The 10,627-nt window shown below is 60.7% G+C and carries 10 protein-coding genes; 5 read left to right on the forward strand and 5 right to left on the reverse strand.

The window, feature by feature from the left end; translation table 11 throughout:
- From trmL to AAC083_RS20340, 3 genes are all read right to left on the reverse strand, one after another.
- On the reverse strand, positions 1-455 hold a 455-nt coding region (trmL, locus tag AAC083_RS20330; RefSeq protein ID WP_181364837.1), incomplete at its 3' end, for a tRNA (uridine(34)/cytosine(34)/5-carboxymethylaminomethyluridine(34)-2'-O)-methyltransferase TrmL.
- 80 nt (positions 456-535) lie between these two features.
- Entirely contained in the window at positions 536-1,891 is a 1,356-nt protein-coding gene (locus AAC083_RS20335) for an ATP-binding protein (RefSeq protein WP_108537570.1), read from the reverse strand.
- Entirely contained in the window at positions 1,888-2,583 is a 696-nt protein-coding gene (locus AAC083_RS20340) for a response regulator (RefSeq protein ID WP_042037443.1), read from the reverse strand. Before AAC083_RS20340 ends, AAC083_RS20335 begins: the two co-directional genes overlap by 4 nt.
- An 87-nt stretch (positions 2,584-2,670) precedes the next feature.
- On the opposite strand from AAC083_RS20340, the gene fieF reads away from it, so the two are divergent.
- The 4 genes from fieF to AAC083_RS20360 all read left to right on the forward strand — a co-directional run bounded on the left by fieF (position 2,671) and on the right by AAC083_RS20360 (position 6,128).
- On the forward strand, positions 2,671-3,582 hold the full coding sequence (gene fieF / locus AAC083_RS20345) for a cation efflux pump FieF (RefSeq protein WP_042037444.1): 912 nt from the start codon (positions 2,671-2,673) through the stop codon (positions 3,580-3,582).
- Positions 3,583-3,590: 8 nt separating this feature from the next.
- Positions 3,591-4,370, forward strand: coding sequence for a serine O-acetyltransferase (gene cysE, locus AAC083_RS20350; protein WP_042037445.1), 780 nt, complete (start codon positions 3,591-3,593; stop codon positions 4,368-4,370).
- Positions 4,371-4,391: 21 nt separating this feature from the next.
- Entirely contained in the window at positions 4,392-5,672 is a 1,281-nt protein-coding gene (locus AAC083_RS20355; RefSeq protein ID WP_108537571.1) for a hypothetical protein, read from the forward strand.
- A 246-nt stretch (positions 5,673-5,918) separates the two neighbouring features.
- The gene (locus AAC083_RS20360) at positions 5,919-6,128 is read left to right on the forward strand and encodes a cell division protein ZapB (RefSeq protein ID WP_042037447.1); all 210 of its coding nucleotides are present in this window, start codon (positions 5,919-5,921) and stop codon (positions 6,126-6,128) included.
- 72 nt (positions 6,129-6,200) lie between these two features.
- On the opposite strand, the gene elbB is transcribed toward AAC083_RS20360, so the two are convergent.
- A complete protein-coding gene (gene elbB / locus AAC083_RS20365) occupies positions 6,201-6,851 on the reverse strand; it encodes an isoprenoid biosynthesis glyoxalase ElbB (protein WP_108537575.1) in 651 nt (216 codons plus the stop codon).
- 400 nt (positions 6,852-7,251) lie between these two features.
- On the opposite strand from elbB, the gene polA reads away from it, so the two are divergent.
- Positions 7,252-10,008: a DNA polymerase I gene (polA, locus tag AAC083_RS20370; RefSeq protein ID WP_108537573.1), complete on the forward strand. Its 2,757-nt coding sequence runs from the start codon at positions 7,252-7,254 to the stop codon at positions 10,006-10,008.
- Positions 10,009-10,093: 85 nt separating this feature from the next.
- Here polA and AAC083_RS20375 read toward each other — a convergent pair.
- The coding region (locus AAC083_RS20375; protein ID WP_108537576.1) for a gamma carbonic anhydrase family protein at positions 10,094-10,627 on the reverse strand (534 nt) is incomplete at its 5' end.

Raw genomic sequence — 10,627 nt, forward strand, 5'->3', positions numbered from 1 at the left:
CCCTCATAGCCCAGCTGGCGCCAGCTCTCATACACGAACACCGCCACCGCATTGGCGAGGTTCATGCTGCGGCTCTGGGGCAGCATGGGGATGCGCAGCCGCTGCTCGAACGGTAGGCTCTCGATGAGATCCGCAGGCAGGCCACGGCTCTCAGGGCCGAACAGCATGGCGTCGCCGGGGGCAAACTGCACGGCCGAATGGGCGGTACTGCCCTTGGTGGTGCAGGCGAATACCCGCGTGGGCGCCACTTCTGCCAGAAAGGCGTCATAGTCAGGCCAGCGCTTCACCTCGGCAAACTCGTGATAATCGAGCCCGGCCCGTTTCACCCGCTTGTCATCCCACTCGAAACCCAGCGGCTCTATCAGGTGCAGCCGGTAGCCAGTGTTGGCGCAGAGACGGATGATGTTGCCGGTGTTGGGCGGGATTTCCGGTTGGTAAAGTACTATGTCGAGCATGGCGGGATCCTGATGGGGTCTAGATTGGGCCGAAAGGGGCGCCAGCATACCCAGCGCCCGGGTGGATGAAAAGAGGTGACTCAGCCGATGGGCAGGCGGATGGTAATGGTCAGTCCGGCCGGCTGGTTGCTGCTGGCGCGTATGGTGCCACCGTGACGCTGGATCGCCTCCGAGGCGATGGCCAGCCCGAGCCCGGTGCCGCCAGTCTTGGCATTGCGGGCATCATCCACCCGAAAGAAGGGCAGGAACAGCTGGGCCTGCTGATCCACCGGCACGCCGGGGCCATCGTCGCGTATGGTCATCACCCACTCCCGTCCTTCCCGATACCAGTCCACCTTGATGAACTCGCGTGCGTACTTGAGCGCGTTACGCAGCGGATTCTCCAGCGCCCGCACCAGCAGCTCGGGCCACATCCGGATCGACTCGGTCGGCAGGGGCGGCAGACGTAATTGCTTGCCGCTCTGGTTGGCCTCGAACATGGCGTCGTCCAGCATGGGCTCCAGCAGCTCCGCCAGCGGCATCACCACAGGCACTTCCACGTGTTGCTGCACCCGCGACAGGTCGAGCAGGTCGCCGATCAGCTTGTCGAGCCGGCCAATCTCTGACTCTATCCGGGCCAGCTCGCTGCTGTCCCCCTGCTTGCGACGGATCAGCGCCTGTGCCAGCTGGATGCGGGTAAGCGGGCTGCGCAGCTCGTGGGAGATGTCGGACAACAGCTGCTTTTGCTTCTGGATCATGTTCTTGAGGGTATCGACCATGTGGCTGACGTGATCCGCCAGCTGGCCGATCTCGTCACGCCGCCCCAGGTTGGGGATCTGCATCTCCAGGTTGCCCTCCGCCAGCTGGGAGACAGACTGCTGCAACTGCAGTATGGGGCGGGTCAGCCGCCAGGCCAGCAGCAGGCAGAGCGGGGTGCTGACCAGCATGGCGATGCCCAGGATCTGAACCGGGTGATCCAGGATCTGGATGAACAGGAACAGATAGGAGTTTTCGACATTGAGGCCGAAGTAGACGTGATAGATCTGGCCGCGATGTTCCATCTGGAAGGGGCCAGCGATGGCCTGCTGGTGTTCGCTGCCCAGCATGGGCTTGGCCGGGTTGTCCGAATCGAGCATGAAGCGGACCACGAACTTGCTCAGGTGAGTAGTGGATTGCATCTGGCCTGTTGCATCGCGCAGATAGATGTTGTCTACCGGCAGCAGGCCCGCCGCTTCTATGGCCTGGACCAGATCGAACTCCTGCGCGGGATCCGCCCCCTTCTGCAACGCCTTCAGATTGTTGTTCATCCGGGTCATCTCATGCGCCGGCAAGGGGATGATGTTGCGGGGATCTAGGGTTGGCAGTATCACGACGGCCGCCAGCACCACCAGCAGCATGAGCCAGAACCAGAGGAAGATCTGGGTGGAGAGGCCATTGAAGGTACGGGCTGTGCTCATGCCTGTTCCAGCCACAGATAGCCGCGTCCGCGCACCGTCTTGAAGCGGGGCTGGCCATCGGTACGCTCCGGCAGTTTCTTGCGCAGGTTGCTCAGGTGCATATCGATGGCGCGATCGAAGGGCTCCAGCTTCTTGCCGAGCACCTGCTCGGAGAGATGGCCCTTGCTGATGATCTGGCCGGGGTTGCGCAGCAGGCACTCCAGCAGCCCGAATTCGGTGGCGGTGAGCTCCAGCAGCTGATCACCGCTGCTGGCCTGTTGCAGGCCGGGTTGCAGCACCAGATCCATGAAGCGGAGCTCTTCGGAGATGCCGCCGCGCTGGGGCTGGGCATTTTGGGTCCGGCGCAATATGGCGCGCACCCGGGCCAGCAGCTCCCTGTCGTCAAATGGCTTGGCGAGATAGTCGTCGGCCCCGGCTTCCAGCCCGTTGACCCTGTCCTGGCTGTCGCCACGGGCAGTCAGCATCAGCACCGGCGTGTCGTGGGTCGTGCGCAGCCTGGACAGCATGGCGAAGCCGTTGAGCCTGGGCATCATGACGTCCAGCAGCACCAGGTTGAAGTCCTGCTCTGCCAGTCGCTGCAACCCCTCTTCGCCATCTTCGGCGACGGTGACCTGGAAGCCTTCCAGAGTCAGAATTTCGGTGAGCAGCTGGGTCAGCTCGAGATCGTCGTCGACCAGGAGTATTTTGTGCATCTGATAGTCATTCCGCTGATTTTTCACGCCAAGCCGGCGCAGGGGTCAGGGTATAATAGATTTTTAACCGCAAGAGGAAAGCCGGTTTTGAGCCATCAACAATATTCCCGCTGGGTGACGCTGGCCAGCATGGCCGCCGTTACCACGGCTACTGTGCTGATCACCGGCAAGCTGATCGCCTGGCTCATGACGGATTCATCGAGTCTGCTGGCGTCGCTCACCGACTCCCTCATGGATGTCAGCGCTTCCATCATCAACCTGCTGGCCATTCGTTATGCACTGGCCCCGGCCGATGACGAGCACCGCTTCGGCCACGGCAAGGCGGAGTCGCTGGCGGGGCTCATCCAGTCTGCGTTTATTTCGGGCTCGGCCCTGCTGCTGGTGATGCACGGCATTTCCTCCTTGCTCAACCAGGCGCCCATACTGCGGCTCGAAGCGGGCCTCTGGGTCAGCGGCGGTTCTATCGTGCTGACCCTGCTGCTGGTCAGTTTCCAGGGGTTTGTCATCCGCAAGACCAACAGTGTGGCCATCAAGGCCGACATGTTGCACTACCGTTCCGACCTGCTGCTCAATGGCGGCGTTTTGCTGGCGCTGGTGCTGGCGGGGCGGGGCTGGTTCTGGGCCGATGGCCTGTTTGCCATCCTGATCGGCCTGTTCCTGCTGTGGGGCGCCATCCATATCGGTTATGAGTCGGTGCAGGCGCTACTCGATCGTCAGTTGCCAGCCGAAGAACAAGCGAGAATAATGGCTCTCTGCTGTGAAGTCGAAGGTGTCCACGGGGTGCATGATCTGCGTACCCGTCAATCCGGTCCGACCCGCTTCGTGCAGTTGCATCTGGAGCTGGATGATCAGCTCCCTCTGATTAAGGCCCATCAGATCGCCGATGAAGCCGAACTGGCGGTGCGTCAGGAATTTGAGCGCATGGATGTAATTATTCATATGGACCCCATCTCTGTGGTGCACCAGGAACAGCAAGGCACTCCATCAGAACAACAGTAGGCTGTAACATGGATGATCTGGTTGCCAAAACCTGGCAAAAAATTGAGCGAGAAGCGGCATGCATGGTGACCGAAGAGCCCATGCTGGCCAGCTTCTTTCATTCCACCATTCTCAATCACAAGAACCTGTGCTCGGCCCTCAGCTTTCAGCTGGCCAACAAGCTCGACAGCGCCACCATGCCAGCCATCGCCCTGCGCGAGGTGATCGAGCTGGCCTTGCGCAGCGAGCCCGATCTGTTGGCGGCAGTGGCGGCCGACATCTGCGCCGTGCAGGAGCGTGACCCTGCGGTCGATCTCTTCTCCACCCCGCTGCTCTACCTCAAGGGCTTTCATGCCCTGCAAGGGTATCGGGTTGCCAACTGGCTGTGGCGTCAGGGCCGTCGCTCGCTGGCGCTTTACCTGCAAAACCAGATCTCCGTAGTGTTCGGGGTCGACGTGCACCCGGCGGCGCGGATCGGTAAGGGCATCATGTTTGACCATGCCACCGGCATAGTGGTCGGCGAGACGGCGGTGATCGAGGACGATGTCTCCATCCTGCAGAGCGTGACCCTGGGCGGTACAGGCAAGGAGGGCGGTGATCGCCACCCCAAGATCCGCGAGGGGGTGATGATAGGGGCGGGCGCCAAGGTGCTCGGCAATATTGAAGTGGGGAGGGGCGCCAAGATAGGTGCCGGCAGCGTGGTGATCAACCCGGTGCCACCGCACACCACAGTGGCTGGCGTACCGGCCAAGATAGTGGGCCGCCCGGAGTGCGACAAGCCTTCGCTGGATATGGATCAGTGCCTCTGATCCCCTGACCGAGACGATTCGATGGCCAAACGCTGGTCAGGTTATCTGATCCTGGGGATGTGGCTGCTCAACCTGCTGCACCTCTATCTGGGATTATCCCCCTGGCCGGCGGCCATCGCTGCCTGGGCTGCCTCCCTGCTCACCTGGCCCTGGCTAGTGGGGGCGGCCAAACGGCAGGCAATCGCCCTGTACGGAGCGGCTCTGTTGCTGCTGATCTTCTCCTGGTGGCGGGGCGCGAGCCTCAACCCGGGCGCCTGGCTGCTGCCCAACATCAACATGCTCACCATGTTTGCCGCAGTGAGCACCCTCAACCTGGCGACGTCAGGCTTGCTGACCGGCACTGCCTCCTGGTCAGGTCGCAAGGGGCTGTGGAGCACCATGGCCAGCCTTAACCTGCTGGGGGCTGTCATCAACCTCTCTGTGCTGTTCATCATTGGCGATCGGCTGGAGCGTGCAGGCACGCTGGAGCGGCGCCAAGTGATGGTGCTGAGCCGGATCTTTTGTGCCGCGGCCTTCTGGTCTCCCTTCTTTGTCGCCATGGCGGTGGCGCTCACCTATGCCCCTGGCCTGCAATTGTCGAGCATACTGCCGTTTGGCGTGGTTGCCGCGCTGCTGGCGATGGGACTGACTGCCTGGCAGGTGGAGCGACTCGGGGTTGAAGACTTTGCTGGCTACCCGCTGCGGTTGCAGACCCTTGGGCTGCCAGTGGCCTTGGCGCTGTTGGTGCTGCTGATCAAGCAGATTTGGCCATCGCTCGGCATTTTGGCTGTGATCGCTCTGGTGGCGCCCGTGCTGGCGCTGCTCTTTATGCCGAGGGTCGGACGCAAGGCGGCGCTCAAGCGACAGGTGCTGGAGCGCTTCCCGGCCATCGGCGGTCAGCTGGTGCTGTTTCTGGGGGCCGGTTTGCTGGCCGCCGGTATCAACAGTGCGCTGTCGGTGCTCGAACTCGGTGGCGAGCACGGGCTGCCGCTCTTTAACCACTTCGGCTGGCTGGAGTCCTCGCTCACCCTGTTGCTGATCCTGCTGGTGGCCATCGTCGGGGTGCATCCGCTCATCAGCATCTCCGGGCTGGCGCCGCTGTTGTGGCCGTTGGCGCCGGATCCCAGCCTGCTTGGCATGTGCTTCTTGCTGGGGTGGGGGCTGGCGACCGGCACCAGCCCGCTCTCCGGATCCAATCTGGCACTGGCCTCCCGTTACAACCTGAGTGCCGGATTGATCCTGCGCTGGAACCTGCTCTATGGCCTGCTGATGTACGCTGTCGCCTGTCTGTTACTGGGGGCCTATATCGCCTTGCATGGATAAGGGCGGTTCCATCAGGATGGCGCCAATGATGCTCTGTTGGTGGGGCCGTTTACGCATAGTTCAGTGTGTTGTCGCGGCTCGGGCGCAGGATGCGAGAAAAACAGACGCATATTTAGGCAATACATCTATGGAAGGCGCATTTTACAGCGCACTGGCTTGTTTGTGCTGATGCCCTCAGGGTATGCTGGCTTCACGCGCTTGAATCGCCCTCTGTGGGGCATCGCAATTGAACATACAGGTATGCATATGTCACTAGAAGTCCTTGAGCAACTCGAATCCAAAGTACAATCCGCCGTCGACAACATCTCTCTGCTGAAGATGGAGCTGGACGAGCTGAAAGAGCAAAACGGCAAGCTGCAAGACGAAAACCATCAGCTGCGCAACGAACATGTTGCCTGGCAGGAACGTCTGCGTGCCTTGCTGGGCAAGATGGATCAGATGGGCGAAACCATCTAATTCATCGCCTTCAGGCAGAATTGAAAACGGGCCGCTCCATGAGCGGCCCGTCTGTTTTTGGCGGGGTGCGGATTACAGTGCCAGCAGCTGTTTGACCGTCTTCTCGATGCCGTCCGCCGCTTCGACAATATTGTTGGCCAGCATGTAGGCGGGGGTGGAGATCACCTTGCGCTCCTGATCCACCACGAACTCGTTGACCGGGCAGTTGAGGTGGCTGCCGCCCATGGCCTCGATGGCGTTGGCGGTCCCTTCGTCATGGCCTATGGTGGCCAGAGTGCCGGCGCCATAGATGAGCGGGGTCATGGCCGGTGCGATGCAGATGTAGGCCGCCGGCTTGTGGGCATTGGCAAAGCTCTGACAGGCTTTCAGCACATCCGGCTGGATTTGGCACCCGGCGCCCTTGGTGGCGAAGTCGCACAGGTTCTTGGCTGCGCCAAAGCCACCTGGCACCAGCAGGGCGTCATAGTCGGCCGCATCCAGCTCGGCCACATCCCTGATCTGGCCGCGACAGATGCGAGCGGCTTCGACCAGCACGTTACGGCTCTCCCTCTCGCTGATTTCTCCGGTCAGGTGATTGATAACATGGAGCTGCGCCACGTTCGGTGCGAAGCATTGGGTGGTGGCACCCTGGCGGGCCAGCGCCAGCAGGCTGATGACGGCCTCATGGACTTCGGCACCATCAAAGACGCCACAGCCACTCAAAATCACGGCCACTTTTTTCATGGCAAACCCCTCGTTGTTGAAAATGTGAGCCAAGATGGATTGTTGTACTTTTGTATGGTTATCGCTCGCCATCCGCTGGTCAAGTCATCTTGCTGTGCTAGGATTGTTTAGTTTTGGATCCTGCCGTACCTACTCCCTTAAATCTTTTTCCACATTGATCGAGATCATTTCAACAGTCTCATGATCGGTTTTCTATGTCTTAGTTTACTGTTTTATATGGATTTTTATATTTTTGTGCACAGTTTTATCACGGTCGATCATACTGCCCCCCATTTTTGAACACAGACTTATCCACAGCTTGAGTCCCTTTGGCTGCCCGTTTATGGGGCTGCAGCTCCCCTTGGTGTGAGGGGGGCCCTGTGGCATCCTAGCGGCTGTTTATCTCTGGCAGGACGATTTCATGGCCCCTAGCACCCCCCTTATTCTGGTCGACGGCTCTTCTTATCTTTACCGTGCCTTCTTCGCCTCCCAGCAGGCCGATCTGCGTACATCGACCGGTTTGCCGAGCGGCGCCGTCCGTGTCATGGCCAACATGATGCGCAGCCTGCGCAAGCAATACCCTGACTGCCATGTGGCCGTAGTGTTCGACGCCAAGGGCAAGACCTTCCGCGACGACATCTATCCCGAGTACAAGGCGACCCGTGCCAGCATGCCGGACGATCTGCGCAGTCAGGTCGCCCCCATCCATCAGATGATCAAGGCGATGGGTTTCCCCTTTTTGATGGTGGAAGGCGTCGAGGCGGACGACGTGATCGGCACCCTGGCCCGCCAGGCGACCGAGAAGCAGCTGCCGGTGCTGATCAGTACCGGTGACAAGGACATGGCGCAGCTGGTCTCCGACCATGTCACCCTGATCGACACCATGAAAGATGTGAAGACCGATCGGGAAGGGGTGATCGAGAAGTTTGGCGTGCCGCCGGAGCTCATCATCGACTATCTGGCCCTGATGGGTGACAAGGTCGACAACATTCCCGGTATGACCGGCGTCGGCGAGAAGACGGCGCTGGCCCTGTTGCAGGGGATCGGCAGCATAGACGAGATCGCCGCCAACCTCGACAAGGTGGCCGCGCTCGGTTTCCGTGGTTCCAAGGCGTTCGCCGACAAGTTCCGCGAGCAGGAGGAGCAGGTGCGCCTCTCTTATGTTCTGGCCACCATCAAGACCGATGTCGAGCTGGAGCAGAGTCTGGAACAGCTGCTGCTCAAACCGGTCGACAAGGAGTCCCTGCTGGCGGTCTACCGCGAATACGAGCTGCGCAACCTGATCAAGGAGCTGGAGTCCGGTGGTGAAGAGAGTGCTGGACAGGAAGAGGCTGGCGATGACAGCGCCGCTCCGGTTGTCGCCATCGAAACCGACTACCACTGCATTCTGGACGACGCCGAGTTTGACGGCTGGCTGGCCCAACTGCAGGCCGCACCACTGTTCGCCTTCGATACCGAAACCACCAGTCTTGACTATATGGAGGCGCGGATCGTCGGTGTCTCCTTCGCGGTTGAGCCGGGCAAAGCCGCTTATGTGCCGTTTGGCCACGACTATCTCGGGGCGCCGGTACAGCTGAGCGAAGCCGTGGTGTTGGGCAAGCTCAAACCGCTGCTGGAAGACCCGACCCGTCTCAAGGTGGGGCAGAATCTCAAGTACGATCGCAACGTGCTGCTCAACCACAACATCGACCTGCAAGGTATCGCCTACGACACCATGCTCGAATCCTACGTGCTTAACTCCACTGCCAGTCGTCACGACATGGATTCGCTGGCCAAGCGTTACCTCGGGGTCGAGACCACTTCGTTTGAAGATATTGCAGGCAAAGGGGTCAAGCAGCTCACCTTCAATCAGATCGAGCTGGAGCAGGCTGCCCCTTATGCGGCAGAAGATGCCGATATCACCCTGCGTCTGCACCAGACCCTGTGGGGTCAGCTGGAGGCCGTGCCAGGCCTTTCCAGAGTATTCAGCGAAATCGAGCTGCCGCTGCTGCCGGTGCTGGCGCGGATGGAGTTGCTCGGGACCACCATAGATCCCAAGTTGCTGCACCAGCAGAGTCAGGAGATCGAACTGCGTCTGGCCGAGCTGGAGCGTCAGGCCCATGAGCTGGCCGGACAGGAGTTCAACCTCTCCTCGCCCAAGCAACTGGGGGAGATCCTCTTCACCAAACTGGGGCTGCCGATCATCAAGAAGACCCCCAAGGGGGCGCCGTCCACCGCAGAAGAGGTGCTGGCCGAGCTGGCGGAAACCTACGAGCTGCCGCGCCTCTTGATGGAGCACCGCACTCTGGCCAAGCTCAAGTCCACCTACACCGACAAGTTGCCGCTGATGATCAAGCCCCAGACCGGGCGGGTACACACCTCCTATCATCAGGCGGTGGCGGCCACGGGTCGTTTGTCATCGTCTGACCCCAACCTGCAGAACATCCCGGTGCGCAACGAGCAGGGGCGCCGGATCCGTCAGGCCTTCATTCCTAGCGCCGGTTACAAGCTGGTGGCGGCGGACTACTCCCAGATCGAGCTGCGCATCATGGCGCACCTCTCCGGTGACAAGGGTTTGCTGACCGCGTTCGCCGAGGGCAAGGACATCCACAAGGCAACCGCTGCCGAGGTATTCGGCGTGACGCTCGATGCGGTCACCACCGACATGCGCCGCAGCGCCAAGGCGATCAACTTCAGCCTTATCTACGGCATGAGTGCCTTTGGTCTGGCCAAGCAGCTGGGGATCGGTCGCGCCGAAGCGCAGAAGTACATGGACCTCTACTTCGAACGCTACCCGGGCGTGCTGGAGTATATGGAGCGCACCCGCCAGCAGGCGGAAGCCCAGGGCTATGTCGAAACCCTGTTTGGCCGCCGCCTCTATCTGCCGGACATCAAGTCCCGCAACGCCGGTTTGCGCAAGGCTGCCGAGCGGGCCGCCATCAACGCCCCGATGCAGGGCACTGCTGCCGATATCATCAAGCGTGCCATGATCAACGTGGACAGCTGGATCCGCGGTATCGAGGATGAGTCGATCCGTATGCTGATGCAGGTACACGATGAATTGGTGTTCGAGATCCGCGAAGAGAAGCTGGAGGAGTACACCGCCATCATCAAGGAGAAGATGTCGGCAGCTGCCGAACTGCATGTGCCCCTGCTGGTCGAAGCTGGCACCGGCGATAACTGGGATCAGGCCCACTGATTTCCAGCCAGCCGTTCTGAACTGCTATATAGCTATATAAGAAGCGAAGCCCGGCATCATGCCGGGCTTCCTGTTTCTGCCTGCCCTATAAGGTCTCTTGCAGATACTCATCCTTGAGCAGGACATAGTTGTCGGCCGAGGTTTTGAGAAACGCAATCTCGGCGGGCTTGAGCGCCCGGGCCTGTTTGACCGGGTTGCCCATATAAAGGAAGCCAGCTTCGAGCCGCTTGCCCGGCGGCACCAGCGAGCCCGCGCCGATCATCACATCATCTTCGACCACCACCCCATCCAGAATGATGGCCCCCATGCCGACCAGCACCCGGTTGCCTATGGTGCAGCCGTGCAGCATCGCCTTGTGACCGACCGTGACATCTTCACCGATCAGCAGCGGATAGCCGTCAGGATTGCCGGCACTCTTGCGAGTCAGGTGCAGCACGGTGCCGTCCTGAATATTGCTGCGGGCGCCGATGCGGATATGGTTCACATCCCCCCGTGCTGCCACCATGGGCCAGATACTGGCATCGTCGGCCAGCTTTATATCTCCCACCAGTGTCGCGCAGGGATCTACATACACCCGTTTGCCCAGTTGCGGGCGTTTTCCCTTGTAGGGTCTCAGTCG

Origin of the sequence: Aeromonas sp. HMWF014, assembly GCF_963878295.1 — a bacterium.
GTDB classification, from domain to species: Bacteria; Pseudomonadota; Gammaproteobacteria; order Enterobacterales; family Aeromonadaceae; genus Aeromonas; species Aeromonas popoffii.

Excerpts from the sequence above, each read along its gene's own strand:
- AAC083_RS20335 (WP_108537570.1), bottom strand. The coding sequence starts at position 1,891 with ATGAGCACAGCCCGTACCTTCAATGGCCTCTCCACCCAGATCTTCCTC.
- AAC083_RS20340 (WP_042037443.1), bottom strand. The coding sequence starts at position 2,583 with ATGCACAAAATACTCCTGGTCGACGACGATCTCGAGCTGACCCAGCTG.
- polA (WP_108537573.1), top strand. The coding sequence starts at position 7,252 with ATGGCCCCTAGCACCCCCCTTATTCTGGTCGACGGCTCTTCTTATCTT.
- AAC083_RS20355 (WP_108537571.1), top strand. The coding sequence starts at position 4,392 with ATGGCCAAACGCTGGTCAGGTTATCTGATCCTGGGGATGTGGCTGCTC.
- AAC083_RS20360 (WP_042037447.1), top strand. The coding sequence starts at position 5,919 with ATGTCACTAGAAGTCCTTGAGCAACTCGAATCCAAAGTACAATCCGCC.
- elbB (WP_108537575.1), bottom strand. The coding sequence starts at position 6,851 with ATGAAAAAAGTGGCCGTGATTTTGAGTGGCTGTGGCGTCTTTGATGGT.
- cysE (WP_042037445.1), top strand. The coding sequence starts at position 3,591 with ATGGATGATCTGGTTGCCAAAACCTGGCAAAAAATTGAGCGAGAAGCG.